At 69.9% G+C, this 14,414-nt stretch carries 16 protein-coding genes; 8 read left to right on the forward strand and 8 right to left on the reverse strand.

Translation table 11 applies throughout. The annotated features are described in order from the left end of the window. Positions 1 to 38: 38 nt before the first annotated feature. The 3 genes from AC07RV_RS24555 to AC07RV_RS24565 are packed head-to-tail and all read right to left on the reverse strand — an operon-like array spanning position 39 to position 2,454. Positions 39 to 869, reverse strand: a complete 831-nt coding sequence (locus tag AC07RV_RS24555; protein ID WP_296784547.1) for an urease accessory protein UreD — start codon at positions 867 to 869, stop codon at positions 39 to 41. Positions 870 to 901: 32 nt separating this feature from the next. Beyond that, positions 902 to 1,429 (reverse strand): nucleoside deaminase, encoded by a 528-nt coding sequence (locus tag AC07RV_RS24560; RefSeq protein ID WP_093340634.1) that lies wholly within the window; start codon positions 1,427 to 1,429, stop codon positions 902 to 904. Then, complete coding sequence (locus AC07RV_RS24565) at positions 1,426 to 2,454, reverse strand: ABC transporter substrate-binding protein (RefSeq protein WP_296784542.1); 1,029 nt, start codon at positions 2,452 to 2,454, stop codon at positions 1,426 to 1,428. The genes AC07RV_RS24560 and AC07RV_RS24565 overlap by 4 nt, the downstream gene beginning before the upstream one ends. A 352-nt stretch (positions 2,455 to 2,806) precedes the next feature. Here AC07RV_RS24565 and AC07RV_RS24570 point away from each other — a divergent pair, with 352 nt between their 5' ends. Continuing rightward, a complete protein-coding gene (locus AC07RV_RS24570) occupies positions 2,807 to 3,886 on the forward strand; it encodes an aromatic ring-hydroxylating dioxygenase subunit alpha (protein ID WP_296784539.1) in 1,080 nt (359 codons plus the stop codon). Between the two features lie 4 nt (positions 3,887 to 3,890). Here AC07RV_RS24570 and AC07RV_RS24575 read toward each other — a convergent pair whose 3' ends face one another. Beyond that, positions 3,891 to 5,192 carry a D-amino acid dehydrogenase gene (locus AC07RV_RS24575; RefSeq protein WP_296784535.1) on the reverse strand — a complete coding sequence of 434 codons (1,302 nt, stop codon included), beginning with the start codon at positions 5,190 to 5,192 and terminating at the stop codon, positions 3,891 to 3,893. A 129-nt stretch (positions 5,193 to 5,321) separates the two neighbouring features. Between AC07RV_RS24575 and AC07RV_RS24580 the strand changes: the two genes are divergently transcribed. The 3 genes from AC07RV_RS24580 to AC07RV_RS24590 all read left to right on the forward strand — a co-directional run bounded on the left by AC07RV_RS24580 (position 5,322) and on the right by AC07RV_RS24590 (position 6,724). Then, positions 5,322 to 5,789 carry an Lrp/AsnC ligand binding domain-containing protein gene (locus tag AC07RV_RS24580; RefSeq protein WP_057591580.1) on the forward strand — a complete coding sequence of 156 codons (468 nt, stop codon included), beginning with the start codon at positions 5,322 to 5,324 and terminating at the stop codon, positions 5,787 to 5,789. 24 nt (positions 5,790 to 5,813) lie between these two features. Beyond that, positions 5,814 to 6,215 carry a GNAT family N-acetyltransferase gene (locus AC07RV_RS24585; RefSeq protein WP_296784533.1) on the forward strand — a complete coding sequence of 134 codons (402 nt, stop codon included), beginning with the start codon at positions 5,814 to 5,816 and terminating at the stop codon, positions 6,213 to 6,215. 107 nt (positions 6,216 to 6,322) lie between these two features. After that, complete coding sequence (locus AC07RV_RS24590; RefSeq protein WP_296784529.1) at positions 6,323 to 6,724, forward strand: OsmC family protein; 402 nt, start codon at positions 6,323 to 6,325, stop codon at positions 6,722 to 6,724. Between the two features lie 2 nt (positions 6,725 to 6,726). Here the strand turns inward: AC07RV_RS24590 and AC07RV_RS24595 are convergent, their stop codons facing one another. Together AC07RV_RS24595 and AC07RV_RS24600 are read right to left on the reverse strand one after the other, a co-directional pair. Next, entirely contained in the window at positions 6,727 to 7,926 is a 1,200-nt protein-coding gene (locus AC07RV_RS24595; protein WP_296784526.1) for a serine hydrolase domain-containing protein, read from the reverse strand. A 10-nt stretch (positions 7,927 to 7,936) separates the two neighbouring features. Beyond that, entirely contained in the window at positions 7,937 to 8,296 is a 360-nt protein-coding gene (locus AC07RV_RS24600; protein ID WP_296784523.1) for a winged helix-turn-helix transcriptional regulator, read from the reverse strand. A gap of 113 nt (positions 8,297 to 8,409) precedes the next feature. Between AC07RV_RS24600 and AC07RV_RS24605 the strand changes: the two genes are divergently transcribed. Then, positions 8,410 to 9,291: an NAD(P)-dependent oxidoreductase gene (locus AC07RV_RS24605; protein ID WP_296784521.1), complete on the forward strand. Its 882-nt coding sequence runs from the start codon at positions 8,410 to 8,412 to the stop codon at positions 9,289 to 9,291. A 16-nt stretch (positions 9,292 to 9,307) separates the two neighbouring features. Here the strand turns inward: AC07RV_RS24605 and AC07RV_RS24610 are convergent, their stop codons facing one another. After that, positions 9,308 to 10,435: an alpha/beta fold hydrolase gene (locus AC07RV_RS24610; RefSeq protein WP_296784518.1), complete on the reverse strand. Its 1,128-nt coding sequence runs from the start codon at positions 10,433 to 10,435 to the stop codon at positions 9,308 to 9,310. A gap of 132 nt (positions 10,436 to 10,567) precedes the next feature. Between AC07RV_RS24610 and AC07RV_RS24615 the strand changes: the two genes are divergently transcribed. The 3 genes from AC07RV_RS24615 (at position 10,568) to lpxO (ending at position 13,694) form a co-directional block, all read left to right on the forward strand. Further along, positions 10,568 to 11,257, forward strand: a complete 690-nt coding sequence (locus AC07RV_RS24615) for a response regulator (protein ID WP_057591573.1) — start codon at positions 10,568 to 10,570, stop codon at positions 11,255 to 11,257. After that, entirely contained in the window at positions 11,254 to 12,690 is a 1,437-nt protein-coding gene (locus tag AC07RV_RS24620; RefSeq protein WP_296784515.1) for a sensor histidine kinase, read from the forward strand. Before AC07RV_RS24615 ends, AC07RV_RS24620 begins: the two co-directional genes overlap by 4 nt. Positions 12,691 to 12,797: 107 nt before the next feature. Further along, the gene (lpxO, locus tag AC07RV_RS24625) at positions 12,798 to 13,694 is read left to right on the forward strand and encodes a lipid A hydroxylase LpxO (protein WP_093340613.1); all 897 of its coding nucleotides are present in this window, start codon (positions 12,798 to 12,800) and stop codon (positions 13,692 to 13,694) included. Positions 13,695 to 13,712: 18 nt separating this feature from the next. On the opposite strand, the gene AC07RV_RS24630 is transcribed toward lpxO, so the two are convergent. Then, positions 13,713 to 14,396 carry a phosphatase PAP2 family protein gene (locus AC07RV_RS24630; protein WP_296784512.1) on the reverse strand — a complete coding sequence of 228 codons (684 nt, stop codon included), beginning with the start codon at positions 14,394 to 14,396 and terminating at the stop codon, positions 13,713 to 13,715. Positions 14,397 to 14,414: the final 18 nt, after the last annotated feature.

The following is a 14,414-nucleotide window of genomic DNA, read 5'->3' on the forward strand; positions in this document are numbered from 1 at the left end:
TAGCCGAAGCCTCCGTGCCGCCGCCAAGGCGGGGGACTTCAGGTCGACCAGATGCGCGGCGTGGCGGCCGGCAGCGACCACAGCTCGGCGCGCCAGTCCTGCCACACCTGGCGCAGCAGCCGCATCGCGGGCTCGACCACCGGCGCGAGCACGCGCAGCACCACCACCTCGGCATGCGGGCTGGTGGCACCGGCGCTGTCGGCCAGGCCCTGGGCCTCGATGCGTTCGCGCGCGAGCGCGAGCAGCGCCTCGCGCCGGGCGCGCGCGGCCGGCGTGCCCGCCACGTAGAACAGCGAGGCCAGGCAGCGGTGGCCGCCCAGGCCCAGCGGGCTTTGCAGCAGCCGCTGGTCGGCCGCGTCGATGCGGCCGCGCTCGAGCCACACGCCGGGCGCCTCGATGTGCTGCAGCAGGCTGCCGCGCTCGAAGGGTTGGCGCGCATGGGGCAGGCCCAGCGCCGTCACGTCCCAGCCGATCATCTCGGCGCCGGGTTCGGCCTCGATGGCGATGCGGTTCTCGGCCATGCAGCCGCTGTAGCAGATGGCCTCGAGCGGCAGCCATTCGAGCCGCGCGCCGGCCGCCAGCCGCAGCCGGGTGCGCTGCACCGCGAGTTCGCCCTCGCTGCGGTAGAAGCGCGAGGCGCCGGGCGTGGTCACCAGGCCATGGCTGCCGGCGGCGGCCTCGACCTCGATCTCGAGCGTGTCGCCGCCCACCAGCCCGCCCGGCGGATGCACCAGCACGTTGTGGCAGACGGTGTCGCCCTCGGGGTAGAGGCTCTGCAGGATGCGCAGCGGGCCGTCGTGGCGGAAGCGGGCGACGGTGCGGTCGGCTTCGTGTCGGTAGGAGAGATGGAGGCGGGCGTGCCAGGGCATGCGGGGAGTCTAGGTCCTCGCGGTGCGCCGCTTCAGGTCTTCCAGGCGCCGTCGTGGGCCGCGCTGGCCTCGTCGATCAGCGCCGGGCCGATGCATTCGATCGGATGCGGCGAGGCGCGGAACACGTCGCGGCACGACAGCTCGGCATCGCGCTGGTCCTGCCGCTCGCCGCGGAACACGCGCAGCCGCTCGGCGTCGATGCCGAACACCACGCGGCCGATGTTCGACCAGAAGATCGCGCCCGCGCACATCACGCAGGGCTCGCCCGAGGCATAGAGCGTGGCGCCGGCCAGTTCCTCGCGCGAGATGCCGCGGCCCGCGAGTGCGCGGATCGCGTTGGTCTCGGCATGGCCGGTGCAGTCGCCGGTCTCGCCAGTGTTGTTGTAGGCCTCGCAGAGCACTTCGCCCGCGGCCGAGACGATGACCGAGCCGAAGGGCCGGTTGCCGCGCCGGCGCGCGAGGTGCGACCAGACGATGGCCTTGCGCAGGTAGCGGCCGTCGCGTTCGTCGAGCGCGGTTTCGGCGGGAGCGGTGGGGGTGGTGGTGCTGGGGGAGTTCATGCCTTGGGAAGAGTGCGTTCGGTGCGCGATGGGAGCATCGTGGTGTTGAAGATGGCGTCGGAGGCGGGCTTGACCTTCAGACCGAAGACGTCGGCCACTTCGTCGACCTGCCGCTCCAGCGTGAGCTTGCGGATGTCGCCGAGGCCGTGGCCGCGTGTGTCGGCGGCGCCCACGTACTGGGCCGTGATGTTCCAGCGCTCGCGCTCGATTTTCTCATCGAGGATGGGCTCGCGCTGGCGCATGGCCGCGATGCTCGGCGCCGGATCGGCGAAGGTCTCGACGATGGCGCGGTTGCTCGCGCGCAGGAAGGCGGCCACCAGCTTGGGGTTCTGCGCCACCAGGTTGCTGCTCGCGAGGATGGCGTTGCCGTAGAGGTCGACGCCCGCGTCGGCGTACTTGAGCACCGACAGCGTCTCGGGCCGCATGCGCGCGAACAGCGAGACCGCCGAATCGTGGAAGTAGGTGGCGGCATCGACGTCGCCGCGCACCATCACGTTGTCGCGCGCGCTGAAGTCGGTGGTCTGCCACTGGAAGGCGTCGGCGCGCAGGCCCTGCCTGCGCGCGACCAGCGGCCAGGCGCGCCGCGTCGATTCGACCGCGGCGGCCGCCACCTTCTTGCCCGCGAGGCTCTTGAAGTCGCCGGTCACGCCGCGGTCCTTGCGGCCGATGATCACGAATGGTGCGCGGTTGTAGTACTGGTAGACGGCCTGCACCGCCGGCGTGCCCGGGGTCTGCGCATTGAACTCCACCAGCGAGCTGATGTCGCCCAGCCCGAGCTGGTAGACGCCGCTGGCGATGCGGGTGATGGAGGCCACCGAGCCGGCGCCGGTGTCGATGCTCACGTCGAGCCCTTCTTCCTTGTAGTAGCCCCTGGCCAGCGCGAGGAAGAAAGGCGCGGTCTGGCCGTTGATGCGGAAGTCGAGCGTGAACTTGAGGGGGGTGAGCCGGCCGTTGCCGCCCTGGGCAAGGACGGCCGGAGCGGCGAGGGTGGCGGCGCTGGCCGCGAGGAAGGATCGACGGTGCATGGGAAGCCTCGGAATCTTCGGTTCTTGAATCCGTTCGCCCTCTGGGGACAGAGGGCGGCGGGCATTTCAAGAGCAATTTCCGGGCGGGCGCACGTTCGTGGTGCGTGCGCTGCTGAACGCTTCTACTCTTGGGCTCGTCAAAGCAGAAGGCATGCCAAGGGCTTTGCTCGGGCATGGGCGGCGGGGCTTGGCAGGGCACGCGCGCCGCGCAACAATCCGGGCGCGCAATTTGCAAGGCAGTTGCGCAGAGTAGAAGCGTTCAGCCCCATCGTCATCGCGCCATCGCGGTCCGGCACGGGGTGGGAAATTGCTCTTTCAGTTCGTCCCACACGACCTCAGAAGGAGTCCGCCCATGCTCGTTACCCGTCAACCCGTCTTCCGCAAGTTCTGGCATGCCGTCATGCCGCTCACCGACCTGGCCCAGGGCCCCAAGCCCTTCCGGCTGCTCGGCGAGGACATCGTTCTCTTCCTCGATGCCGAGGGCCAGCCGGCCGCGCTGCGCGACCGCTGTTGCCACCGCACCGCGAAGCTCTCCAAGGGCTGGTGCGTCGATGGTGCGGGCCAGGCCTGCGCCCAGGGCGCGATCCAGTGCGGCTACCACGGCTGGACCTACGACCGCGGCGGCCAGGTCATCCGCATCCCGCAGTACGACCCCGAGCGGCCCATTTCGCCCGACTACCGCACCACGGCCTACCGCTGCACCGCGCGCCATGGCTATGCCTGGGTGGCGCTCGAGGAGCCGATCGCCGACATCCCCGCCATTCCCGAGTTCGACGATCCCGGCTACCGCACCATCTTCCAGTTCCACGAGGAATGGCAGACCAGCCCGCTGCGCGCGCTCGAGAACTCCTTCGACAACTCGCACTTCAGCTTCGTGCACCGCGCCACCTTCGGCGTGGCCGCGAGCCCGAAGCCGAGCAAGTACGAACTGGTGGAGAACGAGGCGGGCTTCTACGCGGAGACGGTCATCGAAGCGACCAATCCCGAGAAATTCCACGCGATCAGCGGCGTGACCGATCCCATCACCACGCGCCACATGCGCAATGCCTATTTCCTGCCGTTCTCGCGCCGCCTCGACATCGAGTACCCGAGCGGCATCCGCCACATCATCATCAACTGCTTCACGCCGATCGACGACCACCGCATGCAGCTGTGCCAATGGCTGTTCCGCAACGACACCGAGGCCGATTGCCCGGCCGCGATGCTGATCGCCTTCGACGACGAGATCACGCGCGAGGACAAGGACATCCTCGAGTCGACCGACCCCGATGCGCTGGTCGACACGCGCCGGCGCGGCGTCGAGTACTCGATGGAATCGGACCGCCCCGGCATGCTGATCCGCAAGCACCTGATGCAGCTGCTCGCGCGGCATGGCGAGGCCGAGGTGTACCGCGGCATGGAGGCCGCGGTGGCGGTCGCGAAGGCGGCCTGATCGATCAGGCCGTGGCCGGCGAGGTGCTCGGCCGCGCGGTGCGCGAACGGCCCTCTACGTAGCGGTCCATCGCGAGACCGTCGGTGCGGATCTCGGGCCGCTGGCCGGTCACGATGTCGGAGATCAGCTTGCCCGAGCCGCAGGCCATGGTCCAGCCCAGGGTGCCGTGGCCGGTGTTGAGGAACAGGTTGGGGTAGCGCGTGGCGCCCACGATCGGGGTGCTGTCGGGCGTCATCGGGCGCAGGCCGGTCCAGAAGCTGGCGCGCGGCAGGTCGCCGCCCGGGAACAGGTCGCTCACCACCTTCTCGAGCGTGGCGCGGCGTTGCGGGTTCAGGCGCAGGTCGAAGCCCGAGAGCTCGGCCATGCCGCCCACGCGGATGCGGTTGTCGAAGCGCGTGACGGCCACCTTGTAGGTCTCGTCGAGCACGGTCGATTGCGGCGCCAGCGATTCGTCGATCAGCGGCACCGTGAGCGAGTAGCCCTTGACCGGGTAGACGGGAATATCGAGGCCCAGCGAGGCGATGGCCGCGCGCGAATAGCTGCCGAAAGCCATCACGTAGCGGTCGGCCGTGAGCACCTTGCCGGCCGTGGTGCGCACGCCGCTGATGCGGCCGCCCTCGGTCTCGAGCGCCTCGACGCCCTGGCCGAAGCGGAAGTCCACGCCCAGGCCGCGCGCGATCTCGGCCAGGCCGCGCGTGAACAGGTGGCAGTCGCCGGTCTCGTCGTTCGGCAGCCGCAGGCCGCCCGCGAGGCGGTCGCGCGCGCCGGCCAGCGCGGGTTCGACGCGTGCCAGCGCATCGCGGTCGAGCAGTTCGTAGGGCACGCCGCATTCCTCGAGCACCGCGATGTCGCGCTGCACCGCGTCGAGCTGCGCCTGGGTGCGGAACAGCTGCAAGGTGCCACCGGTGCGGTGCTCGTACTGCAGCCCGGTCTCGGCGCGCAGCGCCTGCAGGCAGCCGCGGCTGTACTCGGCCACGCGCATCATGCGTTCCTTGTTGATCGCATAGCGCTCGGGCGAGCAGTTGCGCAGCATCTGCGCCATCCAGCGCAGCTGGAACAGCGTGCCGTCGGGGCGGATCGACAGCGGCGCATGCTTCTGGAACATCCACTTGATCGCCTTCAGCGGAATGCCGGGCGCGGCCCACGGCGTGGAGTAGCCGGGCGACACCTGGCCCGCGTTGCCGAAGCTGGTTTCCTCGGCCGGACCGGCCTGCCGGTCGAGCAGGGTGACGTCGGCGCCCGAGCGCGCGAGGTAGTAGGCCGTGGTGGTGCCGATCACGCCGCCGCCCAGAACGATGACTTTCATGGTGTATCCGCTGATTCGAATGGAATACCGAGAATTTATGCGTCAGAATGAAGTGGATTCCACTGTTTTCAAGCGTTCGGCAGCGGAATCCCCTGTGTAGAACCTTCCTATGCGCCGCGCGGAGTGAAAGTGCCCGAGCTCGACCGAATCGACCGCAAGATCCTCGACCTGCTGCAGCGCCAGGGCCGCATTTCCATGACCGAACTGGCCGAGCGCATCGGCCTGTCGGCCTCGCCCTGCGCCGAGCGCGTGAAGCGCATGGAGCGCGACGGCGTCATCAGCGGCTACCACGCGCGCGTGTCGCCCGAGGCGCTGGGCAAGACGCTGCTGGTGTTCGTCGAGATCAAGCTCTCGGCCAAGTCGGGCGACGTGTTCGACAAGGTCAGGCAGGAGCTGCTGCACATGCCCGAGGTGCTCGAATGCCACCTCGTGTCGGGCAGCTTCGACTACCTCGTGAAGGCGCGCCTGAGCGGCATGAGCGAATACCGCCACCTGCTCGGCGACATCCTCAAGAAGCTGCCGGTGGCGGCCGAGTCGCACAGCTACGTGGTGATGGAGGAGATCAAGGAAACCCTGATGCTGGCCACCGACCGCTGAAGGCACGGCTACCATCGCCGGCCCATGTCCCAAGACCCGATCACCATCCGCCCCTGGCGTCTCGACGACTTCGACGCCGTCAAGGCCATCCTCGACGACACCTTCGCGAGCACCTGGCTGCCGCAGCTCACGCCCGAGGCCGCGCGCGGCTACCGCGAGAGCGGCGAGCCCGTGGGCTACATCGACGAGATGGGACCCGAGTTCTTCGTCGCCGAGATCGGCGGCGAGGTGGTCGGCATGGTCCATTGGCAGCGCGACTTCGTGCAGGCGCTGCACGTGCCCGCGGCGCAGCAGCGCAAGGGCATCGCGCGCGCGCTCATGGCCTTCGCCGAAGCGGGCATGCGCGCCGACGGCGTCGAACTCGCGCGGCTCGAGACCGACACCTTCAACACCGCGAGCCAGGGCTTCTACCTCGCGCTCGGTTAACGCGAGGCCGACCGCTATCCCGACCTCGAATGGCACAGCGGCTTCACGACCATCCTCTACGTGAAGCCGCTGGCTCCCTGAATCCCTTCCCACCCAAGGACACCGCCATGAGCATCTCGATCCGCCGCGACGGCACCACCGGCACGCGCCACATCCTCAAGATCCGCAACCACGAGATCGCGGTCGATGCCTCGCCGGCCGGCGGCGGCAACGACGACGGCCCCGAGCCGCACGACCTCTACGACGCCTCGCTGGCCGCCTGCAAGGCGCTCACCGTGCTGATCTACGCGCGCCGCAAGGGCATCCCGGTCGAGGACATCGAGGTGGTGGTCGATCGCGACGACAGCGAGGAGCGCAAGGGCATCTACCGGCTCGACTCCACGCTGCGCGTGAGCGGCAACCTCACCGACGCGCAGCGCGACGAGCTGCTGCGCGTGGCGGGCAAGTGCCCGGTGCACAAGCTCATGACCGAGGTGACGACCGAGATCCAGACCCGCTGGGCCGACTAGGCTCAGCGCAGCACGCGCCAGGCCCGCACCGCGCGCAGCAGCGACCACAGGCCGGCCTCGGCCGGCACCTTCTTCTCGTTGAAGGACACGGCGATGTAGAGGTCGTCGGCCGGCACGTAGGCGACCACGCTCGTGAAGCCCTCGATGCCGCCGCTATGGCCCAGCATCAGGCCCGGCCCGTCGGGCACGTCGTAGAGCTGCACGCCCATGCCGTACGAGGCATTGCCGCCGCTGTAGGGGCCGAGCATCGCGGGCATGTCGATGAACATGCGCCGCACTGTGGCCACCGGCAGCACCCGGCCGCCGAGCAGCGCGTGCCAGAAGCGCACGAGGTCTCCCGCGGTCGAGGCCAGCGCGCCCGCTGCATAGGGCGTGGCGTACTGGTCGGGCGCATCGACCGGCCGGCCAGCCGCGTGGCCGCTGACCACCGGCAGTTCGACGCCGGGCCGGCGCATCGTGGTGTGCGTGAGCGCGAGCGGGCCGATCAATCGCTTCGTCAGCACCTGTTCGAAGGGCACGCCCTCGAGCTGCTCGACGAGGGCGCCGAGCATCGCGTAGCCGGTGTTGCTGTAGCTCCAGTTCGTGCCGGGGCAGAACTGCGGCTTCTGCGCGAGGCCCAGCGCGATGATCTCCGCGGGCGGCCGGTACTTCGTGCCGAAGTCGGGCAGCGCGTTGAAGCTCACGAGGCCGCTGGTGTGGCGCAGCAGGTGTTCGATGGTGACGAGCCCGGCGTTGGGCGCCTCGGGGAACCAGCGCTCGATGCTGTCGCCGAGCGCGAGCCGGCGTTCCTCCACGAGCTGCAGCACGATCGCGGCGGTCAGCGTCTTGGCCGTGCTCGCGACCTGGAAGCCCTGGTCGGGCCGTACCGCTTCGCGCGGCTCGGTGCGCGCCAGGCCGCGTGTCGCCCGCCAGCTGCCTTCGCCGGGCATCGCGACCGCCACGCTCGCGGCCGGCACATGCTGCAGCATCCTGTCGAGCGCATCGCCGAGGCTCTGCTGCAAGTCGGCGGGCAGCTCGCCGTCGATCGCGCGGCCGAAGTCGCGCTGCCAGACCGCATCGGGCGCGGAACGCCGCGGCGGGCCGGCATAGGCGGCGCCGGCCGCGCAGCCCGCGTCGGCCCGCGCGCTGCCCCAGGGCAGGGCCATCGCGATCATCGTGGCCAGCGCGCCACGGCGCGTTGGTTCCGAAAGCGTCGTCCTCATCGGATCTCCCTCAGCCCTGTTTGGCCGCTTCCGACTGCTTGCGCGCCGCCTCCACGCGCTTGGCATAGCGGTCGCCCCAATCGGCGAGCGGACCGAGCGCCGCATTGAGCGTGGCGCCCAGCTTGGTCTCCGAATACTCGACGCGCGGCGGCACTTCGTGGAACACCTCGCGCGCGACGATGCCGTCGGTCTCGAGCTCGCGCAGCTGCTGGATCAGCATCTTCTCGCTGATGCCCGGCAGCATGCGCCGCAGCTCGCCGAAGCGGCGCGGCTGCAGGTGCAGCTCCCAGAGGATCAGTGCCTTCCACTTGCCGCCGATGACTTCGAACGCGGGGCCGATGCCGCAGACGTAGGGCTTCTTCGCTGCCATGCCGTTCTCCAATACTGACGTTTTGGTAAGTACCGCACTTTATCGTAGGTACTTGACCATCGGGAGGTGCGATTTCTACCATGCAGCCATCGTCAATCCTTTTGGAACACCCCATGAGCAACAAGCAGAAGATCACCGTCATCGGCCTCGGTTCGATGGGCGCCACCATCGCGCGCCTCTACCTCGAGCAGGGCCACGAAGTCACGGTCTGGAACCGCAGTGCCGACAAGGCCGCGCCGCTGGTCGCTCAGGGCGCGGTGCTGGCCGACAGCGCCGCCGCCGCGGTGCGCGCGAGCCGCGTGGTGCTGATGTGCGTCTACGACTACCGCGCGGCCGATGCGATCCTCGGCGCCGAGGGCGTGGCGGCCGCGATGGACGGCCGCCTGCTGGTGCAGCTCACCACCGGCAGCCCGCAGGATGCGCGCGATGCGCAGGCCTGGGCGCAGCGCCATGGCGCCACCTTCCTCGAGGGCGCGATCCAGGCCGCGCCCGAGCAGATGGGCCAGGGCGACACGCCGATCCTGATGTCGGGCGACGAGCCGGTGTTCCGTGCCGTCGAGCCGCTGCTCGCGGTGCTCGGCGGCGGCATCGTCTACCTGGGCGAGAAGATCAGCAATGCAGCGGCCATGGACCTCGCGACGCTCTCGACCATCTACGGCACGATGCTGGGCTTCCTGCATGGCGCGCGTGTGGCCGAGTCGGAGGGCTTCGACGTGGCCGAGTTCGGGCGCATCGTCGCGGGCATCATGCCGACCTTCGCGGGCTTCCTGCAGCACGAGGGCGCGGTCATCCAGTCGGGCGACTTCAAGATCTCGCAGAGCCCGATGCGGATCTCGGTCGAGGCCACGCAGCGCATCCTGCAGACGGCGCGCGAGAGCGGCATCAACAGCGAGTTCCCGGCCTTCGCGGCCGGCCTGTTCCAGCGCGCCGATGCCGCGGGGCTCGGCGGCGAGGAATTGGCCGCGCTGATCAAGCTGCTGCGCGCGCCGAATTGACGTCACCGGCCGGCCCTCAGGCCCAGCGCATCGCCTCGATGGCGCGCACCAGCTCGGCCTCGCGCTCGATGAAGAAGTCGCCGTGGCAGGCGTCCTCGAACACGATCTGGTGGTGGGTCTTCAGTGCCGCCATGAGGCGGGCCGCGTCGTCGACGCGCACGTAGCGGATCACGCGCAGGTAGGCCGCCGCATCCTTCTGCGTGGCCGCGTCCAGCGTCTCGGGCAGCGCGGGGAAGATGTCGCGGATGTCGCCCGGCATCGCGGTCACGACGAGAGCGGGCGCTCGCACCGGCGCGTAGTCGGGCGAGAAGGAATGGCTCGCGGTCTCCATCGCGGCGGCCACCGCGGCGGGCGTGTTGAGGCGCACGCTGCCGTCGGGCTGCAGGTCGAGCTGGTCGCGCAGGTTGGCCTCCAGCGGCGCCGACCAGTGGCGCACGGTGCGCCGCGCGTAGGCGAGCGCCGCCTCCATCGAGGCGCCGTCCTCCTCGCGCGGCACCGGTTCGCGGAACAGCCGGTTCTCGGGCACGGGCAGGCCGCCGGTGGCGGGATCGCGCGTGTGGTCGAAGGTGGCATCGATGTAGACCAGCCCGCGCACGCGCTGCGGATGCCGGCCCGCGAAGCGCGTGAGCTCGTTGCCCGCGATCGAATGGCCCGCGAGCACCACGCGGTCGAGGCCGAGTCCGTCGAGCAGTGCATGCAGGTCGGCCACCAGGGTGTCGACCTCGTAGTGCTGGGTGGCGGTGCGCACCGGCAGCGGCTTGTCCGACTGGCCGTAGCCGCGCCGGCTCACCGCGATCACGCGCGCACGCGGCGCGAGCGCATGGGCCAGGCCGTCGAAGACGTAGGCATTGGCGCCCAGCCCGGGCAGCAGCACGATGGTCGGGCCGCGGCAGTTGTCGCATTGCCAGTCGCGCACGTGCAGCGAGACATCGTGCGCCACCTTCACCCGGCGGTCGGTCACCGACACCACGGTCGGGCCGGCGGGCACGACGGCCGGCGGGCTGCCCGGATGGCTGCTGCCGCCACAGCCGCCGAGGGTGACGAGGCCGCCGAGGCCCGAGAGCGAGACGGCCGAGGGCCAGGCCAGCGCGGCGCGCAGGAAGGCGCGCCGCGGCGGGAAGAAGAGGGGATGGAACCGGGGCATGGCGGGCAGTGTGGGCACGCGACCTGAAGCCAGCCTGTGGCCTTCATGAAGGAATCCTGAAGTCCTCGAACGCCGCTTGGCAGATACTTCCCGCTCCCCAGGTGCCGGGCGGCGCACCGCACGGAGACTGTCATGAATCTTTTGCTCGTGGAGGACGACCTCGAACTCGGCAACGGCGTGCGCATCGCGCTCGCCAACCAGGGCATGGACGTGGTCTGGGTGCGCCGTCTCGACGACGCCATCCGCACCCTCGACAGCGGTGCCTTCGACATGGTGCTGCTCGACCTCGGCCTGCCCGACGGCGACGGCATCGAGCTGCTGCTGCGCCTGCGCCGCGAACGCCAGATCCTGCCGGTGCTCGTGCTCAGCGCGCGCGACGCGCTCAACGACCGGCTGCGCAGCCTCGACGACGGCGCCGACGACTACCTGGTCAAGCCCTTCGCGCTGGCCGAGCTGCTGTCGCGCGTGCGCGCGCTCGCGCGCCGCAGCTACGGCTTCGACGACGAGACCATCCGCATGCGCGGGCTGGCGCTGCACGAGCCCACGCGCGGCGTGCTGGTCGACGGCCAGCAGGTGGAGCTCTCGCGCTGCGAGTTCGACCTGCTCGCGCTGCTGCTCAAGCGCACCGGCCGCGTGGTCACGCGCCGCGTGATGGAGGAACAGGTGCTGCCGGGCGGCCCGGGCATCGGCAGCAATTCGCTCGAGGTCCACATCTCGAACCTGCGGCGCAAGATCGGCCAGGGCTACATCCGCACCGTGCGCGGCATCGGCTACGTGGTCGACGCCCAGTCGCTGGCGCGCGCCGGCAGCCCGCGCGCATGATTCGAACCGCGCTGCGCTTCATCGGGCGGGTGATCCAGCCCTCGCTGATGCGCAGGCTGGTGCTGGCGCAGATGGCGGTGGTGGCCGCGCTGTGGACGCTGATCGTCGGGCTGCTGTTCTACGACTCCTACAAGGACCCGGAGCTGCTGCGCTTCAGCAAGATCTACGAGAGCGTGGCGGCGATCGCCATCAACCTGGCCGACGACCCGAAGCGCCAGTACGACACCCTGCATGCCTTCGACCTCGCGCTGCTCGAGACCGCGAGCGACGGCAACGCCGAATCCGACACCTCGCCGATGCTGCAGGTGTGGCAGCGCGGCAAGCTGATCTACCGCACCACCGATGCGGTGCCCGAGATCGTCAACAGCGTGCCCGACCTGATCGAGACGGTGCACGTGGGCGGGCGCGAATGGCGCGCGCGCACCCTGCATTCGCCGCAGTTCGACACCCGCGTGATGATCGCCGAGCCCGGCATCTGGCGGCTGGTGGTCAACATCACCTACCGCGGCTACTACCTGCTGCCGCTGCTGGTGAGCCTGCCCTTCCTGGTGGTGCCGGCCTGGCTCACGGTGCGGCTCGCGCTGCGGCCCTGGCGCCGCGTGAGCCGCGAGACCTCCGAGCGCGGGCCGGCCGACCTCACGCCGCTGTCGTACCGGCCGCCGCACCGTGAGCTGCAGCCGCTGGTGCAGAGCATCAACACCCTGCTGCAGCGGGTGCGCGACAGCACCACGCGCGAGCGCAGCCTGATCGCCGACGCGGCCCACGAGCTGCGCACGCCGCTGGCCGCGATGCGCGTGAACGTGGAGGCGCTGAAGGCGCAGAGCATCGATTCCGGGCAGCGCGAGCTGATGGGCAACCTGCTGCGCAGCAACGACCGCGCGACCCGGCTGGTGGGCCAGCTGCTGCAGCTCATGCGCAGCGACGCCGTGTCCGATGCCGCGCTGCCGGTGGCGCTGTCGCTCGATGCGCTGGTGCAGGACCGGCTCGCGATGATCGAGGGCGTGGCGCATGCGCGCGGCGTCGAGCTCGAACTGGCCTGCGCGGGCGAGGTGCCGGTGCTCGGCGAGCGCGAGAGCCTGGTGTCGATGGTCGACAACCTGGTGGACAACGCCATCAAGTACAGCCCCCGCCGCACCGTGGTGAAGGTGCAGGTGGCGCGCGAGCAGGGCCATGCGGTGCTGCGCGTGGCCGACCAGGGCCCGGGCATCCCGCCCGGCCTGCGCGAGCGGGTGTTCGACCGCTTCTTCCGCAGCCCGGGCCAGACCCAGAGCGGCAGCGGGCTCGGGCTGGCGATCGTCAAGTCGGTGGTCGACAAGCATGGCGGCACCGTGGTGCTCGAGACCGGCGCGGGCGGGCGCGGGCTGCTGGCGGTGGTGCGGCTGCCGCTGGCGGTCGAGGGGCAGGAGCAGCCGATGCTCGAGGGCCGCACTTGAGGCGCGGAGCCGTTTTGGGGGCCAAAACCCGCGTCAGGCTCGTTGAAGTGTGAAGAATTAAACTAGCGGGTGCTCTCCAGCGCTCCCCCCGAACAGGACACTCTCACATGAAGTGGGTCATTCTCGCCATCTTCGCGCTCAGTGCGCTCTACGTGCATTTCCGCGGCCAGGTGCGCCATCGTTTCTTCCGCCAGCTGTCGGACCACTCGACCTTCCTCGCGCCGCTCAACGTGTTCATGTACCTTTTCTCGAAGGTGCCGAGCACGCCCTACCTGTCGCCCAAGGAATTCCCCGAGATGCGCGTGCTCGAGGAGAACTGGGAGGTCATCCGCGAGGAGGCGCTCGCCATGCGCAACGGCGGCAGCATCAAGGCCTCGAGCCAGTTCAACGACGTGGGCTTCAACTCCTTCTTCAAGAGCGGCTGGAAGCGCTTCTACCTCAAGTGGTACGACGAGGCCCATCCCTCGGCCGCGGTGCTGTGCCCGCGCACGACCGAGCTGCTGCGCGGCATCGGCACCATCAAGGCCGCGATGTTCGCCGAGCTGCCGCCCGGCAGCCGGCTGGTGCGCCACCGCGACCCGTTCGCGGGTTCGCTGCGCTACCACCTGGGCCTGTGGACGCCGGGCGTGGAGGGCTGCTACATCGACGTCGACGGCCAGCGCTACCACTGGCGCGACGGCGAATCAGTGGTGTTCGACGAGACCTACATCCACTATGCCGAGAACACCACCGACCACGACCGCGTGATCCTGTTCTGCGACATCGAGCGTCCGCTCAAGTACCGCTGGGCCAGCGCCGTCAACCGCTGGTTCGCGAAGAACCTGCTGGCCGCGGCCAGCTCGCCCAACGATGCCGGCGACAAGACCGGCGGCATCAACCGCGCCTTCAAGTACATCTACCAGATCCGCGTGATCGGCAAGCGCCTCAAGGCCTGGGACAAACGCGTGTACTACCTCGTGAAGTGGGCGATCTTCGGCGGCCTCGCGCTCTGGATCTTCTGGTAATTAAGGCCGGGCGCCGCCTCAGACGCCCACGAGGATCAGCCGTCGCCGCGCGGGGCCGGTGATCCAGCTCATGAACCCCGCCAGCGCCGTGCCGCCGAGCACGTCGAGCAGCACGTGCTGGCGCGTGGCCAGCGTCGAGTAGACGATCCCCGCCGCCCACAGCCAGTTGAGCGCCAGCACCCAGCCGGGCGCGTCCACGCTGCGCAGCTGGCGCGTCATCAGCACGGCCGTGAACACCGCGAAGGACACGTGCAGCGAGGGGAAGGCATTGCCGCCCGCGTCGGTGCTCTTGAGGAACTGCAGCGAGGGGTACTGCGTCCAGTCGACCGCGAACACCGGCACCACGGTCGGGAAGAGCCAGAACACCGCGAGCCCGATGGCGGCCATCAGCGCCGCGGCCTGCGCGTGCAGCAGCAGCTCGGCGCGGTCCTTGGCCAGGGCCGGCGCGAGGCCCACGTAGAGCCACAGCGAGGCGTAGAGCGGCAGCGCGTCGTCGCTCAGCGGCACCCAGTGGTCGACGGCCGTGAGCGGCATCGTGAGCGGCAGGCCGAGCGGGTGGTGCATGACCCAGAAATACAGCACGAAGAAGCCCGAGATGCCGAGCGTGGTGCCGAGCATCTTGGTGACCCAGAGCGTGGCGATGCGGCGCGCCAGCGCCGAGTGCCATGGTGTCTTGATGGGCCGGGACGAGAGGGGTGTCACCTGGGCTCCCTGGATGGA

It is taken from the genome of Variovorax sp. GW821-FHT09B01, assembly GCF_059418345.1.

What these genes read in the sequence shown, in the direction of transcription:
- AC07RV_RS24555 (WP_296784547.1), bottom strand. Translation starts at nt 869, where the DNA reads ATGCCCTGGCACGCCCGCCTCCATCTCTCCTACCGACACGAAGCCGAC.
- AC07RV_RS24560 (WP_093340634.1), bottom strand. Translation starts at nt 1,429, where the DNA reads ATGAACTCCCCCAGCACCACCACCCCCACCGCTCCCGCCGAAACCGCG.
- AC07RV_RS24565 (WP_296784542.1), bottom strand. Translation starts at nt 2,454, where the DNA reads ATGCACCGTCGATCCTTCCTCGCGGCCAGCGCCGCCACCCTCGCCGCT.
- AC07RV_RS24570 (WP_296784539.1), top strand. Translation starts at nt 2,807, where the DNA reads ATGCTCGTTACCCGTCAACCCGTCTTCCGCAAGTTCTGGCATGCCGTC.
- AC07RV_RS24575 (WP_296784535.1), bottom strand. Translation starts at nt 5,192, where the DNA reads ATGAAAGTCATCGTTCTGGGCGGCGGCGTGATCGGCACCACCACGGCC.
- AC07RV_RS24585 (WP_296784533.1), top strand. Translation starts at nt 5,814, where the DNA reads ATGTCCCAAGACCCGATCACCATCCGCCCCTGGCGTCTCGACGACTTC.
- AC07RV_RS24590 (WP_296784529.1), top strand. Translation starts at nt 6,323, where the DNA reads ATGAGCATCTCGATCCGCCGCGACGGCACCACCGGCACGCGCCACATC.
- AC07RV_RS24595 (WP_296784526.1), bottom strand. Translation starts at nt 7,926, where the DNA reads ATGAGGACGACGCTTTCGGAACCAACGCGCCGTGGCGCGCTGGCCACG.
- AC07RV_RS24600 (WP_296784523.1), bottom strand. Translation starts at nt 8,296, where the DNA reads ATGGCAGCGAAGAAGCCCTACGTCTGCGGCATCGGCCCCGCGTTCGAA.
- AC07RV_RS24605 (WP_296784521.1), top strand. Translation starts at nt 8,410, where the DNA reads ATGAGCAACAAGCAGAAGATCACCGTCATCGGCCTCGGTTCGATGGGC.
- AC07RV_RS24610 (WP_296784518.1), bottom strand. Translation starts at nt 10,435, where the DNA reads ATGCCCCGGTTCCATCCCCTCTTCTTCCCGCCGCGGCGCGCCTTCCTG.
- AC07RV_RS24615 (WP_057591573.1), top strand. Translation starts at nt 10,568, where the DNA reads ATGAATCTTTTGCTCGTGGAGGACGACCTCGAACTCGGCAACGGCGTG.
- AC07RV_RS24620 (WP_296784515.1), top strand. Translation starts at nt 11,254, where the DNA reads ATGATTCGAACCGCGCTGCGCTTCATCGGGCGGGTGATCCAGCCCTCG.
- lpxO (WP_093340613.1), top strand. Translation starts at nt 12,798, where the DNA reads ATGAAGTGGGTCATTCTCGCCATCTTCGCGCTCAGTGCGCTCTACGTG.